Annotated in this window: 19 protein-coding genes and 2 pseudogenes; 6 read left to right on the top strand and 15 right to left on the bottom strand. The window is 68.7% G+C overall.

Going from position 1 to position 25813, the window contains the following annotated elements; translation table 11 throughout:
* Window positions 1–11 precede the first annotated feature (11 nt).
* Genes AMYAL_RS0102560 through AMYAL_RS0102570 form a run of 3 tightly spaced genes read left to right on the top strand, consistent with a single transcriptional unit; the run spans window position 12 to window position 2969 of the window.
* Window positions 12–1622 (top strand): Hsp70 family protein, encoded by a 1611-nt coding sequence (locus tag AMYAL_RS0102560; RefSeq protein WP_020629731.1) that lies wholly within the window; start codon window positions 12–14, stop codon window positions 1620–1622.
* 9 nt (window positions 1623–1631) lie between these two features.
* Window positions 1632–2303, top strand: coding sequence for a hypothetical protein (locus AMYAL_RS47700; protein ID WP_020629732.1), 672 nt, complete (start codon window positions 1632–1634; stop codon window positions 2301–2303).
* Between the two features lie 3 nt (window positions 2304–2306).
* The gene (locus AMYAL_RS0102570) at window positions 2307–2969 is read left to right on the top strand and encodes an RES family NAD+ phosphorylase (protein WP_020629733.1); all 663 of its coding nucleotides are present in this window, start codon (window positions 2307–2309) and stop codon (window positions 2967–2969) included.
* A 35-nt stretch (window positions 2970–3004) separates the two neighbouring features.
* On the opposite strand, the gene AMYAL_RS0102575 is transcribed toward AMYAL_RS0102570, so the two are convergent.
* From AMYAL_RS0102575 to grpE, 10 genes and pseudogenes are all read right to left on the bottom strand, one after another.
* Complete coding sequence (locus AMYAL_RS0102575; RefSeq protein ID WP_020629734.1) at window positions 3005–3637, bottom strand: vWA domain-containing protein; 633 nt, start codon at window positions 3635–3637, stop codon at window positions 3005–3007.
* Window positions 3638–3650: 13 nt separating this feature from the next.
* Window positions 3651–5168, bottom strand: a complete 1518-nt coding sequence (locus AMYAL_RS0102580) for an Hsp70 family protein (protein WP_020629735.1) — start codon at window positions 5166–5168, stop codon at window positions 3651–3653.
* Window positions 5165–5356 (bottom strand): hypothetical protein, encoded by a 192-nt coding sequence (locus AMYAL_RS49800; protein ID WP_020629736.1) that lies wholly within the window; start codon window positions 5354–5356, stop codon window positions 5165–5167. The genes AMYAL_RS0102580 and AMYAL_RS49800 overlap by 4 nt, the downstream gene beginning before the upstream one ends.
* Complete coding sequence (locus AMYAL_RS45525) at window positions 5353–6975, bottom strand: TRAFAC clade GTPase domain-containing protein (protein ID WP_020629737.1); 1623 nt, start codon at window positions 6973–6975, stop codon at window positions 5353–5355. Before AMYAL_RS45525 ends, AMYAL_RS49800 begins: the two co-directional genes overlap by 4 nt.
* A 3-nt stretch (window positions 6976–6978) precedes the next feature.
* The gene (locus tag AMYAL_RS45530; protein WP_020629738.1) at window positions 6979–9429 is read right to left on the bottom strand and encodes a GTPase-associated protein 1-related protein; all 2451 of its coding nucleotides are present in this window, start codon (window positions 9427–9429) and stop codon (window positions 6979–6981) included.
* Window positions 9426–10622 carry a TRAFAC clade GTPase domain-containing protein gene (locus AMYAL_RS0102600; protein ID WP_020629739.1) on the bottom strand — a complete coding sequence of 399 codons (1197 nt, stop codon included), beginning with the start codon at window positions 10620–10622 and terminating at the stop codon, window positions 9426–9428. Before AMYAL_RS0102600 ends, AMYAL_RS45530 begins: the two co-directional genes overlap by 4 nt.
* The gene (locus AMYAL_RS47710; protein WP_020629740.1) at window positions 10622–13249 is read right to left on the bottom strand and encodes a SaeA-related protein; all 2628 of its coding nucleotides are present in this window, start codon (window positions 13247–13249) and stop codon (window positions 10622–10624) included. Before AMYAL_RS47710 ends, AMYAL_RS0102600 begins: the two co-directional genes overlap by 1 nt.
* 1 nt (window position 13250) lies before the next feature.
* Window positions 13251–13613: pseudogene (locus AMYAL_RS51035) on the bottom strand (Hsp70 family protein); the annotation flags it as partial.
* A 264-nt stretch (window positions 13614–13877) separates the two neighbouring features.
* Window positions 13878–14924 (bottom strand): annotated as a pseudogene (locus tag AMYAL_RS51040) (Hsp70 family protein); the annotation flags it as partial.
* Window positions 14917–15567, bottom strand: a complete 651-nt coding sequence (gene grpE / locus AMYAL_RS0102615; RefSeq protein ID WP_245192765.1) for a nucleotide exchange factor GrpE — start codon at window positions 15565–15567, stop codon at window positions 14917–14919. The gene grpE and the pseudogene AMYAL_RS51040, both read right to left, overlap by 8 nt.
* A 358-nt stretch (window positions 15568–15925) precedes the next feature.
* Between grpE and AMYAL_RS47715 the strand changes: the two genes are divergently transcribed.
* Window positions 15926–16564 (top strand): helix-turn-helix transcriptional regulator, encoded by a 639-nt coding sequence (locus AMYAL_RS47715; RefSeq protein ID WP_020629743.1) that lies wholly within the window; start codon window positions 15926–15928, stop codon window positions 16562–16564.
* Between the two features lie 24 nt (window positions 16565–16588).
* Here the strand turns inward: AMYAL_RS47715 and AMYAL_RS0102625 are convergent, their stop codons facing one another.
* The 5 genes from AMYAL_RS0102625 to AMYAL_RS0102645 form a co-directional block, all read right to left on the bottom strand.
* Window positions 16589–17878, bottom strand: coding sequence for a helix-turn-helix domain-containing protein (locus AMYAL_RS0102625; protein ID WP_020629744.1), 1290 nt, complete (start codon window positions 17876–17878; stop codon window positions 16589–16591).
* A gap of 3 nt (window positions 17879–17881) precedes the next feature.
* Entirely contained in the window at window positions 17882–18874 is a 993-nt protein-coding gene (locus AMYAL_RS47720) for a TIR domain-containing protein (protein ID WP_167336139.1), read from the bottom strand.
* A 237-nt stretch (window positions 18875–19111) separates the two neighbouring features.
* On the bottom strand, window positions 19112–19684 hold the full coding sequence (locus AMYAL_RS0102635) for an NUDIX domain-containing protein (protein ID WP_020629746.1): 573 nt from the start codon (window positions 19682–19684) through the stop codon (window positions 19112–19114).
* 208 nt (window positions 19685–19892) lie between these two features.
* Window positions 19893–22049, bottom strand: a complete 2157-nt coding sequence (gene uvrB, locus AMYAL_RS0102640) for an excinuclease ABC subunit UvrB (RefSeq protein WP_020629747.1) — start codon at window positions 22047–22049, stop codon at window positions 19893–19895.
* Between the two features lie 54 nt (window positions 22050–22103).
* Window positions 22104–23399, bottom strand: a complete 1296-nt coding sequence (locus AMYAL_RS0102645; protein WP_020629748.1) for a DUF5685 family protein — start codon at window positions 23397–23399, stop codon at window positions 22104–22106.
* A gap of 142 nt (window positions 23400–23541) precedes the next feature.
* On the opposite strand from AMYAL_RS0102645, the gene AMYAL_RS0102650 reads away from it, so the two are divergent.
* Both AMYAL_RS0102650 and AMYAL_RS0102655 read left to right on the top strand, forming a co-directional pair.
* Window positions 23542–24057 carry a ribonuclease FAU-1 family protein gene (locus AMYAL_RS0102650; protein ID WP_020629749.1) on the top strand — a complete coding sequence of 172 codons (516 nt, stop codon included), beginning with the start codon at window positions 23542–23544 and terminating at the stop codon, window positions 24055–24057.
* A 138-nt stretch (window positions 24058–24195) separates the two neighbouring features.
* Complete coding sequence (locus AMYAL_RS0102655) at window positions 24196–25728, top strand: ArnT family glycosyltransferase (protein WP_026466682.1); 1533 nt, start codon at window positions 24196–24198, stop codon at window positions 25726–25728.
* Window positions 25729–25813: the final 85 nt, after the last annotated feature.

The following is a 25813-nucleotide window of genomic DNA, read 5'->3' on the forward strand; positions in this document are numbered from 1 at the left end:
GGCACCTCGAAATGCCCGCGAAGACCACGTTCGGAATCGACCTCGGCACCACCCATTCTTGTATCGCTTCGGTCGACGAAGCGGGGAAGGCCGCGGTCATCAGGAACGTCCTCGGCGAGGAGACCACGCCTTCGGTGGTCTACTTCGAGGCATCGGAGCAGGCCACTGTCGGAACCAGCGCGAAGAACGCCGCCGTGCTCGCCCCGCATCTGGTCGCGCAGCTGACGAAACGGTTCATCGGGGAGCGGAAGATCGCCGGTCACTATCACGGCAAGGACTACTCCCCCGAGGAGATCGGCGCGCTGATCCTGCGTGAACTGGTCCGCGCTACCAAGGAGACGACCGGCAAGGTGGTCGAGGACGTGGTGATCACCGTGCCCGCGTATTTCGGTGTGGCACAGAAAGAAGCCACCCGGAGAGCGGGTGAGATCGCCGGCCTCCGGGTGCTGGACGTGCTGCCGGAACCGGTCGCCGCGGCGCTGCACTACCAGACCCTCGACACCGGGACGGGGACACGCCATCTGCTCGTCTGCGACCTCGGTGGCGGAACCTTCGACACGACGGTGATCCGGCTCGAAGGAGACGACGTCCGCGTGCTGTGCACCGGGGGCGACGGCAGGCTGGGCGGCGCCGACTGGGACGAACGAGTGCGCACGCACCTTCTCGGTTGTTTCACCGAACAGCACCCGCACCTGGATCCGACCAAGGACGAAGCCTTCCTGCAGGATCTGGCGACCACCGCCGAACAGCTGAAAAAGGATCTCAGCAAGACCGAGGCCCGCCGGACCGCGCTGCATTTCGGCGGCGCCGTGACCAGGGTCGAGCTGACCAGGGAGAAACTCGAAGAACTCACCTCCGATCTGCTCGACCGGGTCGTCCAGGTCGCCGAGCAGACCGTCGAAACCGCCAAGGCCAAGGGAGTCGAGCGCTTCGACGACGTCGTGCTGGTCGGCGGGATGTCCAAGATGCCCGCCGTCGCCGAACGGCTCGAACGGCGTCTGGGGCTCCGCGGACGGCACCACGAGCCCGACCTCACCGTCGCCAAGGGGGCCGCGCTGCACGCGGTGCTGAACCAGGTCAAGACGGGGATGGCGGCGGACCGGGTCGCCGAGCAACTCGGGATGAGCCAGGAACGGGTCGAAGCGCTGGCCGCCAAACAGGTCACCACCGTGGTTTCGAAGGCGTTCGGGGTGATCGCCGTCGATCCCCGCGACCCGCTGGCGCTGACCGATCCGTTGCACGCCCGCAAGATGGTGGTGCACCTGCTCGCGGCGAACACCCCGTTGCCGGCCGACACCGGCCCCTACCCGTTCGCCGTTGCCGTGGACAAGCAGCGGATGGTGGAGATCGAAGTGTGGGAGCAGACCAGCGAAGTCGAATCCGAAGAGCCTTCCGACAACGTCCGCATCGGCCGGGGCCTGCTCCGAAATCTTCCGCCCCGCCCGGCCGGATCCCCTTTCGACGTCACATTCCTCATGTCCGAAACCGGCAAATTGACGGTGCACGCCGAGGAACCGTCCTCCGGTGCCGAAGTCCGGTTCGAGCTTCAGATAGGCGCCATGAGCCAAGCGGCCGTGGCGGCCGCGCGAACCGGCATCGCCCGCCACGTGGTACGAGACTGAGAGGCGGAAATGGGGACATCCGAAGCGATCGACGTACTCATCAGGGACTGGCCCGGCATCCGCGAACGGCTGACCGACCGGACCCGTGAGCTCGTCCAGGACCAGATCGCCGAACTCGCTTCCGAACCGATACCCGAACTCATCACCGGCAAAGCCGGACGGCTCTGCCTCCTGATCGGCAACGAACTGCCACCGGTGCATCCGTTCCGGGTGGCGCTGACCGAAGGGGGAACCCGCTTCCTGCGGTCGGACCCGGATCCGGTGGCGCTCGCCGACTGGTTCAGTACCCGCGAAATCCTGCTGTACCTGGTCGCGCGGCGAGGTACCCGGCAAGCGACAGCGGCGGAAGTCCAGGAACGGGCCGAGGCCTGGCTGCTGGCCGCGGATTCCCTGTCGGAGAACGAACTCGTCACCAGGGGCGCGGATCCCGGCGCGCCGGATCTCATCCAGCTGGAAGGTCACGACGGCCGGGTACAGTGGCCCGCCTTCCAGTTCGGCGCACGGACCGATCTGGTCAAGGAGATCAACGGGATCCTGGCGGCGGCGGACGATCCTTGGGGCGCCGCGGACTGGTGGCTGGGACGCCACTCCCGGCTTGGTGGCGCCCCGGCGGCGCTACTCGGAGAAGTGGACGACCAGGTGTTGCTGGACGCCGCCAGGACCGAACGGGCGGAGGCCTGAACCATGCCGGACTACGATCCCCCGGAGAACTACTCCGGTACCCCGAACCGGTTCCTGCTGCCCGCGGGCACTCTCCTCTGGCACATTCACCCGCAGAGCCGGAAACCCACCGAGTTCACCCCCTATCGACGGCGGCCGCGCACGGGCGACGGCCGGTTCGACGGCACCGACGAGGAACCGTTCGACGCGTACAACGCCGGACTGGAGGCCTCCACCGCCGTGGCGAACGTGCTCCTCACCGGGATTCCGGCGCCCTACTCCGAATTCCGTACCGTGCGCAGGGTTTCGGTCGCCCGTCAGCAGATGAGCGTGGTCGCCACGGCCGCCGAACTGAGCCTGGTGAGTCTTTGCGACGCCATCGACCTCAGCGCGGTCGGGCAGGACCTCTGGCTGATCCACAGCGACGAGTGCCACGATCCGCGGGTACGCCGGTGGGCGCGGTGGATCCGCGCCAACGCGGAGTGGGCGGAAGGGTTCATCTGGCCGCCGCGCGACGGCCCGGAGCGGAGATCGGTGGTCCTGTTCGGGGATCGGTGCGACTCCGCGGTGATGGAACCCGACCCCCTGTACGAGGTGCACCTCGACGACGAGTTCGGCGCGACCTGGCTGAACGGGGTCCTGGTCGAATACCGGGCGCGCATCATGCCGCCGAAGATCAAGAAGTGAGGCCGGCGGGGCCGCTACCGAGGTGTGCGGCCCCGTCATCTCCTCCCACCGGATTTGCGGGACACGGTGAGCCCCTTGGCCATCGACGCGATCCCGGCGCTGATCGAACGCACGTCCTCGATGAGCCGGTCTTCGTCCTGCTGACCAGGGCACACCAAGGCCGACAGTGCTTTCGTCGCACCATGGCCCAGTCCCCGCACGACGATCCGCACGCCGAGCGCGCACAACTCCCTGGCCGCCCCGACCGCGGGCCCCCGTTTCCCCACATCACCGTCGCCGAAGACGCACAGGACGCGATCACCGGTCAGCGGCGCGAGATCTTCTTTCGCGATCCGCAAGGTCGGCAGCAGATTGTTGCCACCGGTGGAAACGGCGGCCTCGAGCCGATTCGTCAGCTCCGCGCGGCTGCTCCCCGGCCGGACATACGCCTCGACGTCGTGGTTCCAGAGCACGAGCCCGCAGTCGTACTTCGCGTCGAAGGCCTCGTCAAGAAAGGCGATCCCGCCGTCGACCGCCTGCCGCAGCGGGCTTCCGCGCATCGAACCGCTCACGTCGATGCACAGCAGCACGGTTCCGCGGTATTTCGCTTGCAGAATCCCGAAATGCGGGCCGGGCGGGGACTGCGTCAGCCCGGCACCCTCGAATCGCTTGCGCACCCAGCCACTCATGCACCCTCCGAACTCATCGCCGGACCGTGATGGCGCCGAGCGAACCTGCCAGCCGCCGCGTCGTTTCCGCGTCGGCGACTCCGTCCATGTACGCCTCGAGCGCCAGCGCGGTCCCGGAACCCGGTTCCCGCGCGGTGACGCCGAGCAGTCCGTCCTCGGTCACCCGCAGGGTCACCTCGATCAAGGAACCGGCGGGCAGCGGGGGCAGCCCCGTCAGTTCGCCGTCGAGGACACGCCGGTTGTCCGCGACCTCCTCCGACGGCAGTTCCCCCGCCTGCTCGAAGATCTGGATCCGCACCGCGTCCTGGCCGTCCATCACGGTGCAGAAGGCCGTGGTCCGGCTCGCCGGGAGCGGGTCGTTCCGGTGCACCGTGTGGGCGACCATCTGCCGCGTGCCGCCGGGATCGTGGCTGTCCTCGATGAGCACCCCGAAACTGCGCGGCACCACCGACCGCGTCGACGACCGCTCCCGCGCCGAAGAGGCCAGCTGACCGGCCCGGATCGCCGCGCCGCGGACCACCGCGTGATCCGGGTCCATCAGGCGCGGGGCGCGGCCCACCCGTTCCCCGACGGCCGCCGCTATCGCGGGCATTCTCGTCGAACCGCCGACCAGGATCACTTCGTGGACCCGCTGCACGCCCTTGCCCGACGCGTCGGCCAGCAGCCGGGTGACGACCGACAGGGTCCGCTCGACCAGATCCGCGCCGACCCGCCCGAGGATCGTCCGGTCGAACGGCACGGTCACCCGGTCCGTGCCGAACCGCACCGTGACCGGCCGCGAGACCCGGCTGCTCAGGTCTTTCTTGGCCGTCTCGGCCAGAAGCCTGGTCTCGTGCAGGAATTCCTCGTCGTCGAACGGGTCCGCGTCGGGCACCGCGTTGACGAAGCTTTCGACCAGGAGGTCCGCGATCCGCTCGTCCCAGTCGGCGCCCCCGAGCCTGCTGTCCCCGTCCGTGGCCACCACTTCCGCGCCGTCGCGCGTGATGCGCAGCACCGTGGTGTCGAAAGTCCCGCCACCGAGGTCGTAGACGAGGACGACGTCGCCCGTCCTGGCCGTGACACCGTAGTGCAGTGCCGCCGCGACCGGTTCGCTGAGCAGTTCGAGCACGTCGATCCCGGCCAGCCGCGCCGCCTGATACGTCGATTCCCGTTCACGGACCCCGAAATAGGCGGGAACCGTAATGACCGCGCGGACCGGTTCGCCATCCACGCCGAGGTGCGCCTGCGCGTCTTCGACCATGCTCCGCAGGATGAGCGCCGAGATCGATTCGGGGGTGTGGGCGACCCCGTGGAAGAACAGTTCGAACTCGGTGCCCATCCGCCGCTTGATCAGCGACACCGCGTTGTCCGGGTCCACCGTCCCGGACTCGCGCGCGGCGGTACCGACCAAGGCCGACGACGCCGACTCGAAGTACACCACCGACGGCGTGATCAGCTCGTCCACCCTGTTCCGCAGGACGGTCGGCTCCCCGTTCCCGTCCAGGGCCGCGACCGCCGAATAGGTCGTCCCGAGATCGATACCGATGATCACACTGCCTGCCAGTTCATCTCGGTCCAGGCCGCGCGGACACCGTTGACCCAGGACAGGACCAAGTCCTTCAGTTCCGGATACCAGGCGGCGACCACGAAGGCGGCCGCCAGCAGCAGCACGGCGACGATCGCGATCACGGCGACGCGGTAGCTCAGGTAACCAGGCGGGACGAACGTACGCGCGGTCATACCGCTTCCTCCGGCTCTTTCTCGGCGGGTTCCGCACGCGCGGGACCCGTGTCAGGCCACAGCTGAAGACCCGAGCCTGCGACGACCCACGCGAGCGGACGGGCGGGCGACCGCGGATCGCTCACCGGGACCCCGGCGAGGGAGGACACCAGGAAGTACTCGACTTCACCGAACTCGCGCTCGGCGGACAGCACGAGATTGTCGAGCCCGGCTCGTTCCAGCCACTCGCGGACGTTGCCGGGTCCCAGGTCGGCGGCAGGCGGCAGACCGGCGAGCAGGTCGGCCTTCACCACCGCCACCGCGAGCCGTCGTTTCGTGGTGGCGACCCGGAAGTCCTGCAGCCTCTTCGCGGTCACGTGGTAAACCCGTTCGGGGGCCTCCGACGCCGGCGCGGCCCGCGAAACGACCTCGGACGTGGCGCCGAGCTGATCACGCACCCAGGGGATCGAGAACGGGTCGATCACGAACACCAGGCCCTGCGCGTGGTCAAGGAACTCGAGAGCGGTGTTGTCGTCGCGATCGGCGTAAAACTCCCCGGCCGCGTCGAACAGGTGCAGGAGTGCCCGGCGCTTGCCCGCGGTGTAGCGCGCGGTGACCGCACGGGGCAGCTCACCGAACGGCGTCTTGACCGTGTCGCCACCGGAACTGATCAGGGACACCGCCGCGTCGAAGGTCTGTTCGCTGTCCTCGTCGACGAAGTCCAGGACTCCGCCGTTCGCGGCGACTCCGTCGCGGATGCCGAGCAGCCCCGTGTAGACCAGCCTGGTCTTGCCCGCGGAAACCGGGCCGAACACCGGCAACCGGACATCGGTCACGAGCGTCGCGCCACTCCGCAGCGTTTCCCCGCACCGCGGGCAACGGGGCCGCGTCTTCCCGGCCATCCGCAGCACCGAGGTCGGCAGTACCCGGCCGCATCCGCACCGGCGCCAGAGCCCGCCGAGCCTGCCGGGCCGGATGTCACGATGCACCTTCCCGCACCCAGGACAGTCGAAGACGGGCAGGGAGGTCACGTGGTAACAGGTCTGGCAGCTGCCGCTCGCCTTCTTCTGCCGTCGGATCAGCTGGTCGGTCACCCGCAGCAGGCCGGTCGGCAGGGCCCACACGACCCAGCCCGCGAACAAGGCGAACGCGGCCACCAGGAGAATCGCCGTCGTGGCCGCCAACGCTCCCAGGCTCACCCCGGACCAGAGCGGGACGAACAGCAGCACGGCGCCGATCCGCCCCGGCCACGAGTCCGCGGCCGTTCCCCGGATCCAGCTCCAGCCGCGGCCGAGCAGTTCGAGATCGGCCCGCCACACCCGGAAAAGGTCGGCTCGGGCCTGCGCGGCGAAGTAGGTGGGCCACGCCCAGTCCCGGTCGAAAGTCGTGTCACCGCGCCGTTTCGGCAGTGCGTTCTTGTCCGCCACGACGTCGTCCGGGGTGATCAGCCTCGGCCCGCCGGTCCGGCCGACGAGCGTGAGGATCGCGGAACCCGCCGCCATCAGGACACCGGCCCCCATCGTCATGGGCGCGGCGAAGATCAAGCCGGGCAACAGGAACCACATCAGGCCGGCGACGACCAGCCAGATGACGAAGTAGAGCGCGACCATCGCCAGCGCGAAACCGATCAGGTACTGCACGTCTCACCTGTCCTTGTTGGAACGGCGTGACCACCAGGCGGGCTTCTTCTCCTCCGCCTTCTTGGCCGCCTCCGCGCCGCGCTGTTTCGCACGGGCGGTCTGTCCGGTCGGCTTGACCTCCTTGACCCCGCTGAACTGGCGCCACTCCCCCGCGACTCGCTGATCGACGGCGTCGAGCAATCGGCTCACCCTGGCGAGGCGCTGCTTGTCGGCTTGTTTGAGCCATTTCCGCAACGCGCGCTCGGTCTTGACGGCCAGCTGCTCGGTCGTTCCGGGGGCCCCGACGGCCACGAAGGTGAGAGCGACCGCGGTGTCCGCGCGCTGCGTCAGGACCGAGCCGTACCAATGACGCGGCAGTTCACGCAGGAGCACCGCGGGGAGCGTGCCCCCGCTCCGTTCGAGGAGTTTGCCCGCTTCACCGACCGGCAAGCGGTCGAGGAACACGGCCGTGATGTCGGCGGCGCGGGCGGTCATGATCGGCTCGGTGATCTGCCGCAAGCCGGACGCCCGTGGCGGACGGCCGCCGGCGACCACCGCCAGCCAGTCCTTCAACCCCTTGTCCTGCCTCGCGAAGTCGGCGAACTCGGGGCGCCCCGGAAGGTCGCCGTGCGAGTACGCGAGCGCGAGGACGTCCAGCCCCTCGACCGAAAGCCGGGGGCCGATCACGGCGTCGAGCGCTTCCCCGACCTTGTCCCCGAGCCAATCCGTCAACGGCCCTGGCGCGAGCTTCTCCAGCAGGGAAGTCAGCTCCGCGATCGAAGGAAGGGAGTGGGCGAAGGTCGCTCGCCACATCAGATGCCCCCGCGTCTCCGGATCCGCCGACCGGAGACTGTCCAGCACGTAGTCGATCAGCTCTTCGCGGTAGGCGGCGTCGGTCCCCGCGATCGCCGAAGCGGTGATCTCGCTGTCCAGCGGCGTGCTGACATCGGTCGCGGTCTCGACCAGGATCTCCCACCAGAACCGCTTGATGTCGTCGCGGTAGTGGGGACCGTCGGGCCGCTCCAGCAGTCCCGCGAGTTCGTCACGCAGCAGATCGATCATCTGCTCGCGGCAGGACCACCGGTCCGGTTCGAGCGGGGCGTTCTTGTGCTCCACCCACCAGCCGGTGAATCTGCGGGCCCCCTCGGTGAAGCCCCCGACGTTGGGTGTCACGTCGAATCGGGTGCACAGCCGCAGCAGCTCGTCCATCCGCTCGGGTTCGACGACGTTCGCCGCGGCCTCGGCGATCGCCGCGAGCGAACCGGACTCTTCGACGACAGGGACGGCCCCGGTGAGCTGCGCCAGTTCGGCCTCGAACAGCGCGCGGATCCCCCTATCGGCGAGCTCGCGTCCGGCTCCGTGCCATTCGGTCGCTTCGGGCAGGGCGCGCAGCGCGGTGATGTCCGGGTCCGCCGCCAAGACGGCCTCGAGGACCGGGTGGACGACCTCTTCCGGCTGCGGTGCGGGGCAGTCCGCCAGCCACCGCACCAGATCGCCCGCGTGGCCGGTCCCCTCGGCCGTTTCCCCCAGCGTCACGATCGCCGCCACCGACCGGTCCGAGGCGGACGGCCGCGCCTCCTTCCCGGCGAAGCGCTGGGCCAGTTCGATCGCGTCGACCACGTCGTACGGGTCTTCCCGCAGGAAACGCGGCACCCAGAACCGGGCGCCTTCGGTGAACTCGATCTCGGAATGGCGGCCGGTGGTGAGGTTGAAGACGACGAAGCCGTTGTCCCGCGCGGGATCGCCGAACGAACCCGCCCAGTCGTCGTGCACCGCCAGGACGTCATGCCTGCTTTGCCGCGGATTCGTCGCGAACACGCGGAACCCGAGGCGCAGGGCGCGCCGCTGTGCCATGAGCACGGTGCCGGCGGAGATCCAGCCGAGCACCTCGGTGACGTCGGCCCCGACGAACAGCACCCGCCGTCCACCGGGCTCGTGGACGAGATCGAACGCGGACTGGACGGCCAGCAGCCACTCTTCGCCGTCAGGGCGGCCGAGCACCCATTCCCGGACCGCGTCGATTCCCCAGGGCCCGGCTTCCGGATCCGCCGCCACCGGCTCGCAGTTCGTGGTCGGGGCGGCCTTTTCCGCCCACCACGGGGCTTCCCACAACTGTGCCGGCCGGACCAGCCCGTAGGTGTCCGGATCGGTCGTCGCGACGGCGTGCGTGAACTGGTTGCCCTCGCGGACCCCGTTCGCCTCCGTCCCCAGGTAGCGCCCGCGGGCGGTCGCGTACACCCCGTCGTCGTGAACGTGGGTCAGCGAGGGCGGATAGTCCGCGACGTCCCGCTGCTCGCGCATCCACGCGACCGGCGCCTCGTAGAGCGACGTGCGCTGGACCAGCGACATCGTGTCGTGCGATACCCCGGCCGAGACCGCCTGGAACTGGAATCCGGCACCACCGCGCAGTCCCTGTCCCGGAACGCAGTCGGTGTAGTACAGCGAGTCGAACCGGCTCGGCTCCGTCTCGTTCAAGAGGCGCTCCGTTCGACGACCTTGAACAACCCGAGAAGCCACAGCAGCGGCTCGTCGACGCGGAACGGCCGGACACCACGGGGATCGACCCGGTTGCGGTCGTAGTCCGGCTCGGCACCGAGCGAAGACACCGCGAAGTACCGGTACTTCTTGTAGTGGGAACGGAGATGGGTGTCGATGTCGTCCGCGTCGAGATCGGTCAGCAGCGCACGCAGGTGCTCGTCGGTGTCCTTGCCGTGCGCTTCGTCGTACTTCGCGCCGGGAGACGGCGCCTTCAGCAGCGGATGATCATCACCGAGCATCGGGAAGAAGGCGTCGAACTTCGAGAACACCACCGCGATCGGGGTGGTGATCTTCCGCCGCGCGCTCACCCCTTGGCTGCTGCGCAGCAATTCGGTGATCCGGGTGAGGACGTTGATCGGCGGCTCCGTGTCCCGCCTGCTCGCTTCCGGCACGGAGATCCGGTCGAGCGAACCCTTGAGCTGGAACGGATCGAGCAGGACGATGAGACCGTCGGCGGAGGTCAGGTACGCCTGGGCGTTCACGAACTCCTGGGTCGTCATGTCCTCCCCCGCCGCGTCGTAGAACGACAAGGTCGTCGTGTTGTGCACTTCGCGGCCGAAGCTTCGCTTGGGCTGGCGCCATTGCAGGACCAGCGGCACCTTGATCCCGTCGGCCGCGCTCGCCGTCGTCTCGAACAGCCTGCTGTCACCGAACAGGGCCTGCTCGTAGTCGGCGAGCCAGTCGCTCACCGAACCGATCCCGCCCTGCTGGTCGCCCGCGAACCAGATGTCCGCGGCGAACCGGCGCCGGATGTTGTTCCGCAGTTCGTGGGCGAGCACGGTCGTGTACACGGTCTTGCCCGCGTTCTTTCCGCCAACCATGCCGATCAGCGGGCTGCGGCTGTCCGCGAAATTCGCGGGCAGGGGGGTCCGGCAGACCGGGCAGGCCCTGATCCCGGTCGAGGTTCCGCAGTCCGGGCAGGGCGCGGTCCTGGCCGCGATCGGGTTGCGCGATTCGGGCGGCGGGAACGTCGGCAGCGCGGCCGAGCCGAACCCGGTGAGCCGTTGCCGGTCCTCGTCGATCGCGCGCTTGCAACGGTCGCGGCCCGGTGAAGCCCGGCCGGTGCACTGGAACCTCAGCTTGCCGAGATCGATCCGGTGGTAGCAGTAGGGGCAGGCCACTTTGGACATCAGGACACCTTCAGCTGCTTGACGGGAGGATCGACGATGTGGACACCGGCGGTGTCGACGAAACAGCGCACCCAGTAGGGCTTCCGCAACCGCGGCAGAGCGGTGATCAGATCGACGTCGTGATCCGGGGAGAGCGCCCGCTCGCCGCGGATCAGCTCACGGCCGTCCGCCGGACGTCTCGGCATCACCGGGCCTTCCGCGGCGACGACGATCACCGTGCACCGCGGGATCGCCTGGTCCGCCCTCAGCAGCACCTTCACCGTCCCGCCGCCGACGAGGGGTTTCCGGGTCATGTCGACGGTGTAGCGCACCGTCGGCGGCCGGGCGGGCACGGTCAGTTCGACGTCCGCCGACGTGCACTCGCCGCCCTCGGCCAGCACCTTGGTCCGGACCTTCACCCGGACCTCGACCTGTCCGCACGGGATCCGGCAGCCGCCGCCGGTCTGGTACTGCTGCCGGGTCAGCAGCTGCTTCCCGGATTCCTGCCCGGCCTGCCAGCGGACCTCGGCGGTGCCGACCTGCTCCGGCCATTCCCAGGCGAGAAGAACGGCGTCGCCGAGCCGACGGCACTGCAGGCCGGACACGGGCAGTGCGAGGCCCAGTGCTTCGTCGTGCCCGCGGATCGCCCCGTTCGGCCCGACGGTGAAGGCGACATAGTGGAAACGGCCGGTCGGGACGTCGGCGACGAGCGTTTGCCAGCCGTCGTTCTCGTCACGGGTGCCCAGCACCTCTTCGCCGTAGTCTCCGACGTCCGCCGGGGTGACGACTTCGCCGAACTGCCATCGGCAGGGCGTGGCGGCCCGGCGGATCACGACTTCGGTGTCCGCCTGTGCCTTCCAGGCGAGTTTCACCCGAGGGCCTGTGCCGCCTTTGGCCGCCTGAAGAGTCAACGCGCGCACCGGAAGCGGGCGCCCGCCGACAGCCGTGCGGACCCGCACCGGCGCCGACGCGGCCTCGGTGCCGTCACCACGGCGGTAGCGGGCGATCAGCGTGTAGACCTGCTCGTTTCCCTCGGGCGCGGTCCGGTCCCGGAACTGGGTCCGGCCGCCGGTGGTGATCGTGACGCCGTCACCACGGACCACGTCCACCCCGACGGCTTCGGGGTGGACGATCCACCGGCCTTCGATCGCCCCGTCGGAGAACGACAACCGGACGTCGCCGACACCGGGGAGCACCTCGGCCGTCACCCCGGCCGGGCGGGACCAAGGACTTCCTTCCGCCGAAGCGAACACGGCGTATCCTACCGGTGTGCCCGCGGGGACCTTCCGATCGACCGCGACCGACTTCCCCGCCTCGACCATGATCACCACCCCGTCATCGGGGTCCGCTGGCACCCGCCCTTCCTTGCGGACCAGCCGATAGCGGGTTCCCTCGCCATGGCTCGCGGCAGGACGCCACGAAAGGCGGAGCGTCACGCCGTCTTCACGGGCCACCACACCGAGAACCGGTTCCGGCGGGATACGACGCAGCTCCGCGCGCAGCTCCTCGTCGTCACCGGCCAGCGCGACAGCCTGGCGGAACCGGTTCGCCGCGTCCGCCTCGGCACCTTCACGCAGGGCTTCCCGCGCTCCGGCCACCAGTTCCTGGACCTTGGCCTGCTGCCGGTCGACCAGCGCGGTGGCCGCCGCCGAGTCCTCCGCGCCGGCGATCGAGGAGAGCATCTGCTGGGCCGCGCGCAACATGCCCTGCTCCAGCAGGTCACGGATCGAACCGAGGTTTCCCGACGGCGCACGGCCCGATTCGTTGAGCACGCTGAACAACGCGAGCCGCGCTTCGTCGGGATCCCAGCGCGTCTGCCGGAGCTGCTTGAGCAGGACGCTGGGCGGCGCGCCGTGCCCGTGCTGCTTCCGGATCTCGTCGACCAGGTGGAAGAGCGCCAGCTTCCGCAGGTCGCCGTCCTTCGCGGCGGTGGCGAGGATCCCGAGCGCCTGACGCGCGCCCTGGTTGCCCGCCCGTTTGTTCTCCCGCTCGACCGCCCGGTTCACCACGGCGGCCGAGAGATCCACCGGCCTGTCCAGCAAGCGGAACGACGCGGCGTCGTCGTGGAGGAGCTCCACCACGCTGCTCTTCGCGGCGTCGATCAGGTGATCACGGAGATGCCGGTACGTGGTGTCGAGCAGCCCGCTCGCCTTCGGCAGTTCGACCGGAGTGCTCCGGCGCACGCCCGCCTTCGCCACCGCCTCCTCGACTTCGTCCGGCGACAGGGACGAGTAGGCCGCGCGCACGGTCGCGTCGAGCTGTCCCGGCGCGATCAGCCCGAGCTCACCGAAGTGTTTTCGCAGCGTCGCGGCGAGATCGTCGACGCGCTCCTGGTTCGCCCCCTGCCTCGCCGCGGCGTACGCCTGCCACCAGGCGATCGCCGAGAACTTCGCGCCGTGCTCCTGCTGGAGCCGCTCGTCGGCCTTGAGGAAGGCGCGGTAGACCTTCTGCGCGAACCCGGCGCTGCTGAGCCCTTTGTTCCAGCGGGAGCGGACCTCACGCAGCCGTCGCTCCACCTCCTGGTCGGACATGGCGAGATCGATCGCGTACCGGGCGACGAGATCGTCCGGCAGCTCCCGCCCCGACCATCCGCGCAGCGGTTTGACGACGGCCTGTTCGTAGGCCTTCGCGTCGAAAGGCGTCGCCATGTCAGCTGGAAACCGTGAGAGCAGACACCGTGCTGGTCGCTTCGCGGACCTCTTCCTCGGAAAGCACGCTCACCCTGACCTCGATACGCAGGGATTTCCCCGTGCTCGGTTCGGTGGCCTCCACCTTGAGCAGGCCCTCCTCGTCGACCTGCATCTCGATCTCGAGAGGCGATGCCTTCGGCAGCGCCGGAAGTCCGGTGATCGCTCCCTTGCCCTCGTTGAGGAACTTGTTCTCCTCCATCTCGGGGCCGGGCCGCGCGCCGGACTGTTCGTAGAGCTCGATTTCGATTTCCCGCTGGCCTTCGGCGACCGTGCGCGCCGAAAGCGTCTGGGGCCCCGTCGGCAGCGCGTCGTTGGCGTGGACGAGGTGCTCGACGTAGAAGCGTTCGGGTTTGCGTTCCCAGTCCGGGTCACTGGTGTCCAGGAGCTTGACGCCGAACGCCTTCGGCAGCACGTTCCGGGTCTGCTTGTCCGCGAGGCTGGTCAACGTCCCCGCGGCGATACCGGTGCGGCTTTCGAGATCGCTCACCACATCGGCGGCCCGGTCTTCGCCGTCGGTGGCCGAACCCGCCTTCTCGCGTGCTTCTTCCTGTTCCTTGTGGACGACGCGGCCGAGCGCGTAGAGAGCCGCGCCCTTCGCCACCGCGAGATGCGGATCGTGCAGTTTCGCCTCCCAGCCGAACTCCGCGCGCAACCGCTCGGCGACCGCGGGCATGCTGGTGGAACCGCCGACCAGGAGGATCTCGTCGACCTTCGCGCCAGGAGCCTTGTCCTGCAGGGTTTCCAGCGTGCGCCGCACGATGTCGATGCTCTTGTCGAGGAGATCCTTCGTCATCTCCTCGAACTGCGCGCGGGTGACGTCGATCCTGGCGCTGGCGCCCGCGCCGCGCAGTGCCACCGGCCTGGAGTCCACTTTGGACAGCTGCTTCTTGGTGTTCTCCGCCAAAGTGGACAACGACTGCAGGAACTCCTCGTCCTCCTCCGGGTCGATTCCCGGCGGGACCTGTTCGGAAAAGGACGCCAGCAGGTGATCCCGCAGCCGCGCGTCCCAGTCGGCGCCGCCGAGCCGGTCGTCGCCGTCGGTGCAGACCACCTCGATCTCGTCGGACGAGACACGGATGACCGTCGTGTCGAACGTTCCGCCGCCGAGGTCGTAGACCAGCACGGTCTTGTCCTGCGCCCCTGTCGTCGCCTCGTAGTGCAGGGCGGCCGCGACCGGTTCGGGAACTATGCCGATCACGTCGAGACCGGCGATCTTGCCCGCGTTCTTGGTGGCGTCCCGTTCCAGCATGCCGAAGTACGCCGGGACCGTGATGACGACCTTGTCGACCCCGCCGCCGCTGTACCCGGCGCCGTCCTGGGCCAGTTGCTTGAGGATCAGCGCCGAGATCGTTTCCGGGGTGTGCGTCTTGCCGTCGAAGTCGAACACCGCCTTGGTGCCCATCTCGCGTTTGACGAGCGAGACGACGCGATCCGGCTGGGTGACCGCGGACTCCTTGGCGACGGAGCCGACGACCACGTTCGACTCGTTCTCGAAATACACCACCGAGGGAATGGTTTCGAGGTTGTCCGTGTTGCGGCACACCGTCGTCCGGCCGCTCTCGTCGACATAGGCGATCGCCGAGTAGGTGGTTCCGAGGTCGATGCCGAAGACCCGGAGGCTCCCGTCAGACATCCATGCTTCCTTCCAGTTCGTTCTCGTTCGCCTTGCCGGCTTCTTCCGCTCCGCCGACCTGATCCGCCGAGGGCTCCCAGCGTCGGACGTGCACCTTCGCCGCGGTGGCCACCCGGTCGTTCGCCAGATCGCGATAACCATCGGCGACGACCTCGGCGATGGTCCCGTCCTCGCCGGCACTCGACGCCGCCACCACCTTCACCGCGCGATGTTCACGGGGAGAGAATTTGTCCCCGGTTTCCGGCCTGAACGGTTCGGTACCGCACCGTTCCAAGGCCAGTTCCGTGGTCAGCGCGAAAGATTCCAGTAGCTGAGCAACCCGTTCGCCGCTCAACTCGGCGGGAAGAGTGCGCACTTGCCGCAGGAGGTCGGCTCGCAGATTCTGGAGATCGGTGATCACCGGGCGCAGCAGGATTCCCTGTTCCCCGGCGCGAAGCCGTTCGACCTCGGCGTGCAGCCGGTCGATGACCCGCTCGCGGGCGGCCGCCCTGGCGTGATGGGCTTCGATCTCCGTCCCCAGCCGGGAAACGACGTCGGCCAGCCGCGCCAGGTCCGCGGTTTCGTGTTCGGCGACGCCGGACGGGGCCTCCTCGGCATCGTCCGCCGCGCCCTCGGCGACTCCGTCGGTACCCGCGTCACTCACGCCGGCCACCCCTTTCCCACCTCGCGATAAGACCGTTCAGCATTCCAAGTCGCTGACCGGGGCGACACGTTACCGCTCGGCGGAACACGGCCGGATTTCGCCTTACCCACCACTGTCGCCATCACCGCGTTGACGTATCCCCGGCCGATAAGCCCCATTGACAACTAATCACCATTCCGCCGACCGGACTTTTGTGGTAACAGGTTACCGTCGTTCCCGCCCCCGGAAGATCGTTTCCTGTCGTCCACCACAGTGGAAACAGAAAACCGCACACCAGGCGCCCCGAATGCGCGATGCTGGACGGTGTCCGCGATCTCGGGAGGGGGTCGCGGACCTCAGCCATCACGAGGAGTCCGTTGTGACCGCGACAAGATCGGCCTGCAGCACGCCCGACGGGCCGGTCCACGCCGACGACCTGCGACGACTCGACGACGTCACCGAAATCGACGCGCTGTTCGATGAACTCCACCGCCAGGTGAAGTTCCGGGCACGTGTCGTTTCGCCGGGGGAATCCGATTTCGCCGCACCGGCGGGCTCCGCACGGATTCAGTACCAGACCCTGGTCCGACGACACGAGATGGCGACGTTCTCACAGCGGAACACCCAGCCAGGAGAATTCCGTGTCCGCGAACACCTTCCTTTTCGAATGGTTCACGTCGACGATCGAATCGCGGCGGTTTCCGTAGCCGGGCGGTCCACGGACTCCACTTTTGTCATTCGATCACCGTTGCTGCTCGGGTTGCTCGCCGAGTGGTTCGACCTGCTCTGGTCGGCGCCGGGGACCACGGCCCCGGCAGGCACGCCTTCGGCCACGCTGACGTCGAACCAGCGCCAGGTCCTCGGCCTGCTCCAGGCGCATGGCGACGAGACGATCGCCCGGCTGCTCGGGATCAGCGCCACGACGGTCCGGCGCCACGTGAAAGCGATCTACGAGAAGTTCGGCGTCAACAACCGTTTCGCGGCCGGAGTCGCCGCGGCGAAACTCGGCTGGCTGTGAAATCCCGTTGGCAGCGAACGCTTCTCACCTCGCGGGCGATATCCCCGGCACCCGCAGCACACTCACCAGCCGCTGCCGCACCTCCCTCGCCGCCGCGTGGTTCTGCCGCCGGGCCAGCACCTGGGTCAGCTGCCTGAGGTCATGACGGATCGTGGCCGAGTCGATCAAGCGAAGCTGATCCAGCACGGAAGCCATCAGCTCACAGGCCCTGTCGAGTTCTCCCGCCGTGCCATAGGCGAGGGCGGCACGGGTGACGTAGCGAGCACGGCTGCGGTGAGCGTCGGGCGCGAATCGCGTCACCCCCCTGTCGAGCACTTCGGCCGCTTCGGCGGGCAACCCGAGGTCGTAGAGACACCAGCCGCCCACCAGCGCACTGAGATCAGGGGTGTACGTGGTCCCCAGTTCGGGAGTACCGGCTTCCGACTCGGCGCCGCCGAGCAGCTCGGCGGACAGGTCCAGCGCGCGACGGCAGGCCGCGTGATCCCCGGCCAGCGCGTGCCCTTGGGCCTCCCGCTGCGCGGCCAGTCCGCGGATGCGCGCCGGGGTCCGCTCGTCGAGCTGCGCCTGACGGGCCAGCGAGATCGTGGTCAGCGCGTCCGCGGCGTGCAACGCGACATCGGCCTGCCGGACCAGCGCGTAGGCGGAAAGGGAATGATCACCGCCGAGCACGCCCATCCGCACCGCGGTCTCGGTCCACCAGAGCGCCATGCGATCGTCGCCTGCCTCCTGGGTCATCCAACCGGCGAACTCGGCGTAGCGCGCCGCCAGCCGCCAGAGCACCGGCCGGTCCTCCGGCGAGGCGTTGCCCGCCAGCCCGCGCAACGTCTGGGTGTCGGCGATGACACCGGGGAGCACCACCGCGGGCCCGGACACCTGGGCGAGGTGACGCGCGGACTCGAACCGGCTCCAGAACACCCCGGCGAGCGTGGTCACGTCCCCGCCGTAGGTGGCCCGGTCACCGAACGTCATGCCGAACTCGGTCTCCTTCGGCACTTTTTCCCCGCCCGGCACGAAGAAGCCGGACCCACCCGGCGTCACGCCCAAGGTCCAGCCGTCCCGCTCCACGGCGTCGAGCTCCCTCGCCGGCGCCCCGGCCGCGACACCGTCCCCCACCAGCCGGAGCAGCTCCCCCTCCGCGCCCACCGCCGCGTCACACAACCGCGCGAGCTGAACGGTCGGCGTCTTCTGCCCGGATTCGATCTTGCTCAGGTGGCCCTTGCTGTAGTGGACCCGAACGCCCAGCTCGGTGAGGGAGATCCCTTCCGCCTCCCTTCGCCTGCGGAGTTCAGCGCCAAAAGCGGGCTCCCGCTGCATGATTCACCCCCTCGTCGTATCCCGGTCGGCCTTCGCCTTGGCCAGGATCGGTACCTGCTCGAACAAATCGTCGACGAAGTTCGTGACATCCGCGTCCGTGCTGCGATGCCGCAGATGCATGAACTGCAGGTCGGCCAGCCGCCGGATGTCCTCCGGCAACTCCTCCCTGACCAAACCGTCCCGCACGCCCACGATCACCGGCACCACACAAACACCGACACGGAATGCCTCGGCGATCTCCCGGCGGACCCAGTCACTGCTGTCGTCGACCAGTCTCCGACCGTCGGCGTCGTAGGTTTCTTCCCATCTCCTGCCGATGACGGCCAGCAGAACCCGTGCCGCACGAACGCTTTCGATCAGCTTGTCCGCGAAATCGTCGCCCGCGGTCAGGCTCCGATGATCCCGGAACACCGCGTCGTCACCGAGGCGGCCACGGAGCTCGTCGTCGAGGCGCAGGATCTCTTCCGTGCCGCCCGCGGTCCGGTAGTTGATGAAGACGATCGGTTTGGAGGCGCGGGTGCGCACGCGGATCCGGTACGGCGCCAGCAGTTCCGTCAGCCGCCGCACCCCGTCGGGCGTGTCCAAGCCGAACGATTCGCCGGGCAGGCTCGTGAACGTCCCCGTCTTCACCCGTTCGCCGGACAGCCACAGCTCATGCTCCGGCCACGCCTGCGAAGACGGCCATCTCGCACCCTCCACGTCGTCGTGGACAAGGGAAAGGTCCCGCGCCGGGGACTCCGTCAAGGAGACGAGAAGCTCCCGTGTCGTCTTGACGGCGGACAGGACCTTGCCTTCCAAACCTCGCCCGGCCAGGACGCGGCGCCCCTCCGAGGTGAATTTCGGTTCCGGGAGCAGGCTTTCGATCACCGCGCAGCCTCGATCCGCCGAGAACACCGCGCCCTCGGCAGGCAGGTGCACCGCCGGGTCCTCGCGGTCGTGCACCCGCCACAAGACCGTGCCCGCGCGAACGACGTGGCGTGCCCTTGCCTGCCTCAAGATCAGCACCTTCCTCGAGTCAACTCGGCCCGCCCGGAATCCCTCCGGCGTAGACGCCCAGAACGAAACCGACAAGCAAACACGCTACAGCGATCCTGACCGCGACAGCCAAGGTCAAAAACGAACGCATCGCCCGCACCCCTCTCGATAGCCCGTACCTGTCCTTCGACGATGACAGGTACGGGCGAGGCGCAGAACAGGCTTCCCCGCGACTACCGGGCGGGACAACGGGAAACGTCAGCGGGACAGGCGCAACGCCATGGTCAGCACCGCGTGCGCACTCCCCGCGTGCGGCACCTGACCCGATCTGACGAGATCGAGGACCTCCTCGAACGGCAGTCTCGTCACCACGAGATCCGCCTCGCCGGGCCCGAGAGCTTGGTCGTGACCGGTCAATCCGGTCGCGAGGTAGATACGGTCGACATGATTGCTCAGCGAATCCGCGCTGTGGATGAGACCGAGCGGTTCCCAGGTGGAGGCCCGCAAACCGGTCTCCTCGGCGAATTCGCGGCGCGCCGCGGCGAACGGGTCGGCGTCGTCGGCCTCGACCCCGCCGCCGGGAAGTCGCCATTGGACCGAACCGTGCGTGTAGATCCACTGTCTGGTGAGGACGACCCGGCCCGCGCCGTCGAGCGCCAGCACCGTCACCGAACCCGGCGCGACGACATGCGAGTAGACGTCACGGCCGCCGTCCGGCCGGATCACCGCGTCGGCCCTTACCTCGAACCAGCGATTCTTGTGCACGACGTCGGTCCGGAGTAGCTTCCACCCTGATTCGGAGACCGTTCCGCGTCCGTCGGCCAGTGTCACGTGACCACCCCATTGTCGGCCGCGGGCATCGCGCGGCGTCGTGTCCGCTCTCCCGGCTACGCATCCAACGTTGGAAACCTCGAGAACATACGATCTCTACCAACATCGCACCGGGCCGACGAGCACGCCCACGGTTTCCCGTTTCCCATGAAGCATGGAAATAAGAAAAGACCTGTGTTCACGGTGCCCGTAAAGGGTGTGATCGCGGTTATTTGATACCGGCGGCGTCCATACCCCGGAGTTCCTTCTTCAGATCCGACACCTCGTCCCTCAGCCTGGCGGCCAATTCGAACTGCAGATCGCGGGCGGCCTGCATCATCTGATCGGTCATCTGCTGGATGAGGTCGGCCAGTTCGGCGCGCGGCATACCGGCGACGTCCTTGTCGGCGAGCATCCCGGAGCTGCGCACGCGGTCGCCCTGCTCGGGTTTCTTGCCGCGGGAGACGTTCCGGCCCGAACCGCCGACGGCGACGGACTCCGTGTCCTCGGCCTCGCTGTAGACACGGTCCAGGATGTCGGCGATCTTCTTCCGCAGGGGCTGCGGGTCGACCCCTCGCTCCTCGTTGTACGCGACCTGCTTGGCGCGACGGCGATCCGTCTCGTCGATGGCGTGCTGCATCGAGTCGGTGATCTTGTCCGCGTACATGTGCACCTCGCCCGACACGTTCCGTGCCGCACGGCCGATCGTCTGGATCAGCGAGGTGCCGCTGCGGAGGAAACCTTCCTTGTCCGCGTCGAGGATCGCGACCAGCGAGACCTCGGGCAGGTCGAGACCCTCACGGAGCAGGTTGATGCCGACCAGTACGTCGAAATCGCCGGCGCGCAGCTGCCGCAGCAGCTCGATCCGGCGGAGCGTGTCCACCTCGGAGTGCAGGTACCGCACCCGGATGCCCAGCTCCAGCAGGTAGTCGGTGAGGTCCTCGGCCATCTTCTTGGTGAGCGTGGTGACCAGGACGCGCTCGTCCTTTTCGGCCCTGTCACGGATCTCGTGCACCAGGTCGTCGATCTGGCCCTCGGTGGGCTTCACGACCACCTTCGGGTCGACCAGGCCGGTGGGCCGGATGACCTGCTCGACGAACTCGCCGCCCGCCTGCCCCATCTCGTACGGCCCCGGCGTCGCCGACAGGTACACCGTCTGCCCGATCCGGTCGCTGAACTCCTCCCAGGTCAGCGGCCGGTTGTCGACCGCGCTGGGCAGCCGGAAGCCGAACTCGACCAGGTTCCGCTTCCGCGACATGTCGCCTTCGAACATGCCGCCGATCTGCGGGACCGTCTGGTGCGACTCGTCGATGACCAGCAGGAAGTCGTCCGGGAAGTAGTCGATCAGCGTGGCGGGCGCGGTGCCTGCTTCGCGGCCGTCGATATGCCGCGAGTAGTTCTCGATACCGGAGCAGAACCCGACCTGGCGCATCATCTCGATGTCGTACGCGGTGCGCATCCGCAGCCGCTGCGCCTCGAGCAGCTTGCCCTGCTTCTCCAGCTCGGCCAGCCGCTGCTCCAGCTCGGCCTCGATGCCGTGGATGGCCTTCTCCATCCGCTCCGGGCCCGCGACGTAGTGCGTGGCCGGGAAGATGCGGACCTCGTCGACCTCTTTCACGATGTCGCCGGTGAGCGGGTGCAGGTAGTACAGCTTTTCGATCTCGTCGCCGAAGAACTCGACCCGGATGGCGAGCTCTTCGTACGCCGGGATGATCTCGACCGTGTCGCCGCGGGCGCGGAACGTGCCGCGCGCGAAGGCGATGTCGTTGCGGGTGTACTGCACGTCCACCAGTGCGCGAAGGAAGACGTCGCGGTCGAGCTGCTCGCCGACCTTCAGCTTCGAGGACCGGTCCAGGTACGACTGCGGTGTGCCGAGGCCGTAGATGCACGAGACACTCGCGACCACGATGACGTCGCGCCGGGACAGCAGGTTCATCGTCGCCGAGTGCCGCAGCCGCTCGACGTCGTCGTTGATCGACGAGTCCTTCTCGATGTACGTGTCCGTCTGCGCGATGTACGCCTCGGGCTGGTAGTAGTCGTAGTAGCTGACGAAGTACTCGACCGCGTTGTGCGGGAACAGCTCCCTCAGCTCGTTCGCCAGCTGCGCGGCGAGCGTCTTGTTCGGCGCCATCACCAGCGTCGGGCGCTGGACGCGCTCGATCAGCCAGGCCGTCGTCGCCGACTTGCCGGTACCCGTGGCGCCCAGCAGCACGACATCCCGCTCGCCAGAGTTGACCCGGCGTTCGAGCTCGTCGATGGCCGCCGGCTGGTCACCGGCGGGCTTGTAGTCACTGACGACCTCGAACCGGCCGCCGGTCCGGGGGATGTCGGTGACGGGCCGGTGGTCCGACTGGGCGAGTACGGGGTGTTCGGATGCGAAAGCCACGGGAACCAGAGTAGGCGCTGGGTCCGACAGTTTCCGGTTCGCCTGGTCCAGGCCCTACGAACAGTCACAACAGGAACAGCAGTCACAACAGTCACAGCCGGTGCAGTCACAGCCACCGCAGTCGCCGTTCGCGCAGGCGTCGTGCGGCTTCCCGCTCCACGGACCAGGGAACGGGTCACGGCAGCAGAACTGGCACGAACAGCACATGTAGGTGGCCACGGCGCAGCCGAAGAAGAAGCCCCGCGGCCGCGGCGGCACCCGGAACTTCGGCGTCCAGCAGGCCCCGCCCTGGCCGTCGACCGGACCGCCACCGCCGTGCTTCCCCTTCTTCGGCGGCTCCTGGGGCGGGCCCCCGCCACCGGGAGCGCCCTGCGGCGGAGGCGGCGGCTGGTAACCGCCCTGCGGGTACTGGTGGGGTTGCTGGGGCTGGTGGGGCTGGTGCGGATGTCCTTGCGGCCGCGGCCCCGGCCCGATCCAGCCCGGTGGCGGATGCTGGGAACCGTGCCCGAAGGCGCGTCGCACCGACTGCCTCAGCTCGTGCACCAGCAGCGCGTGGATCAGCTTGGGCTGGTCGAACCTCACCTCGCGAAGGGCGAGTTCGACGCCGAGCACGGCGTCGTCGCACAGCCGTCGCGCCTCGGCGAGCCCGGTACCGGTGGCCGCCAGCGGGTTCCACGCGCCGACGGCCTCGTCTTCGGCGAGGTCCTCGACGGCGTCGAGCAGATGCGCGGCCCTGCCGAACAGGCGTCCGGCCTCGGCCAGCGGCGCCGCGTTCTCCGGACGGCCCGCCAGTACGGCGGTGTACGCGAACGCGGCCGACGTCGCCAGTTCGGCGGGTTCGGTGGCGAGCACCGCGGAATCACCGAGGCGCAAGGCGCTTTCGATCTCACCCTGCCGGTCGACCGCCTCGGTCAGGACGGCCGTGTCGAAGCCGATCCGGGTACCCGTGAGGCTCCCCTGGTCCGCCCAGCGCGTCGCCACCCGCCTCGCGGCGAGAGCGACCGAGCGCCGTGCGAAGGCGCCGTCACGGTCTTCGACGTGGTCACTGATCTTCGCCGACGCCAGCACCAGGGAGACCGCCGCCGCGAGCTGGGCGCCGCCGCCCTTCGCCACTGAAGTCCCCTTCATCGCCCGAAGCGGGCAAGGACCGGCGTCGCGCCGTCCCTCCGCGCGCGGCGACTGGGCTTCGACGAGCGCCGAGATGATCAGCCCGTCGTAGTTCGTCACCATTCGGGCGAGATGTCCGTGTTCGTCGCGCAACGCCAGGCAGAGACCGCAGAGATGGGCCAGCCAATCCGCGTGCAGACCTGCGGAAAGCCGGTGACGGCACGGCCTGATGATCCCGAACATGCGTTGACTCCCACTCACCCTTTCGGCGGAACCCGCGCACCTTATCCGGCCGGACGGCCTCTCCTCCTCGGAATCGTCAAACCGTGATCGTCCACCCGGTTGGGCGGTGGTCGCGGACGCCGGGGCCTTCCAAGATGGGCGCATGACCGCGCTGCACCCGCCCAAGGTCGAGTACTTCGACCCGGCCGCGAAGACCAACACGGACCCCAAGGGCGTCGTGAGGGACGTCGAGGAATATCGCGAAGAGCCCTTCGGCCTCTACATGGCGCGGCCGGCACCGGGGCGGAAGCAGTTCCACTATCTCGAGTCCTGGCTGCTGCCGGACCTGGGCCTGCGGATCACCGACTTCTGGTTCAACCCTGGCCACGAACGCGATCAGGACTTCTACCTCGACGTCGTCGACGTCCACCGCGAAGACGGCGTCTGGGTCGCCACCGACCTCTATCTCGACCTCGTCCTGAAGGACAAGGTGTCCGTCCGCGTGATCGACACCGACGAACTCCTCACCGCGGTCGCCTCCGGGCTGATCTCGCTCGCCGACGGCGAACGCGCGCTCGGCGTCAGTCACACGACCGTCGACGGACTGGCCACCCATGGTCACGACCTCCGCGGCTGGCTGTCCACAAAGGACGTGGCACTCGCCTGGAGAAGGCATTGAGCCGTCCGCATCAACCGATCGGTTGATCCGGCCTTAGCTCTTCGGCTAACGGTTCCTGACCGAGGGATGGATTCCCGGAAAGACGTCCCCGCGGGACTCTCGATCACGAGCGAAACCGATCGAGAGGGGCGGACGACCATGGTCACCGAGACCGAGGGACTCCGGGAACGGGCCGGCGAACGAAAACGCGCGGGGATCGCGCCGTTCGCCAGGGCACCGGTGCTGGCCATCGCCGGCGCGACGGGGGCGGTTCTGGCAGCGACGGCCGGGCGTTACGGCTATTTCGGCGACGAACTGTATTTCCTGGCGGCCGGTCGGCATCTGGACTGGGGGTATGCCGACCAGCCACCGCTTTTGCCGCTCCTGGCACGCATGATGGACGCGTTCGGCGCCGATTCGCCGTTCGTCCTGAGGATCCCGTCGATGCTGGCGACGGTCGCCGGTGTCGTGCTGACCGCGTTGATCGCCAGGGAACTGGGCGGCGGCCGCCGGGCTCAGACGATCGCCGCGGCGACCTTCGCGGTGTCGCTACAGATGCTCGGCGGCGGGCACTACCTGGCGACCAGCACCCTCGACCCGTTCCTGTGGACACTGCTGATCTGGCTGCTCGTCCGCTGGACCCGGACCCGCGCGGACGGGCTCCTGCTCTGGAGCGGCGTGGTGACCGGCTTCGCGCTGAACACGAAGTTCCTCATCGGAGCGTTCTGGGTCGTCGCACTGGCCGCAACGATGGTCTTCGGTCCCCGCGACCTCGTGCGCCGTCCGGCGCTCTGGATCGGCGCGCTGATCGCCGCCGCGATGACCGCGCCCACGCTCGTCTGGCAGGCGACGCACGGCTGGCCGCAACTGACCATGGGCGCGGCGATCTCCCAAGAGGTCTCGGCGACCTGGGGCGGGCGGGCCACGTTCGTCCCGACGCTGGTGATGACCGCCGGGGTCCCGGTGGGGATGGTCCTCCTCTGTTACGGCCTGTGGCGGCTGCTGCGGTCCGAACGCCTGCGGCCGTACCGGTTCCTGGGGTGGACCGCGCTCGGCGTACTCGTCCTGTTCCTGCTGGCGAACGGGCGTTACTACTACGCGGCGGGGATGTTCGCCCCGTTGTTCGCCGCCGCCGCGGTGGAGATCGAAGCGGGTCAGGCGTCGAAGTACTGGCGCTGGATCGCCACCTGGCCGGTGTTCCTCGTGGCCGCGGTGATCGCGATCCCGCAGACACTCCCGGTCCTCCCGCAGTCGAAGCTGGCGAACGTCCCGGAGTGGGCGCGGCCGTCCCTCGCCGACGAGGAGATCGGGTGGCGGGAGATCACCGAGTCGGTGGCGCAGGCGTACCGCGCCGCTCCCGATCCGGCCCGTACCGGGGTCGTCGCGGCGAAGTACTGGCAGGCCAGCGCCATCGACCACTATGGACCCGAACTGGGCCTTCCGTCGCCGTCGAGCCCCAACCGCGGCTACGCGACCTTGCCGAGACCGCCGGAATCGGCACAGGACATCCTTTTCGTCGGGAACGACCCCTCGGTGCTTGTGCCGTACTTCACGCAGGTGCGTGAGGTCGGCGCGCTCGACAACCGGGCCGGGGTCCCGAATGTGAGTCAGGGCATGAAGATCTGGCTGGCCACCGGCCGGAACGGGATTTGGGACACGGTGTGGTCGAAACTCACGGACTGGGGCTTCTGAGCCTCACCGGTCCGCTCACGACCGACGCGCCACGGCGGTGGCACGTAAGGTGCGAGGGGACCGGCACCCGAGGGATCTGCGAGGA

This window comes from Amycolatopsis alba DSM 44262 (assembly GCF_000384215.1).
Lineage (GTDB): Bacteria > Actinomycetota > Actinomycetes > Mycobacteriales > Pseudonocardiaceae > Amycolatopsis > Amycolatopsis alba.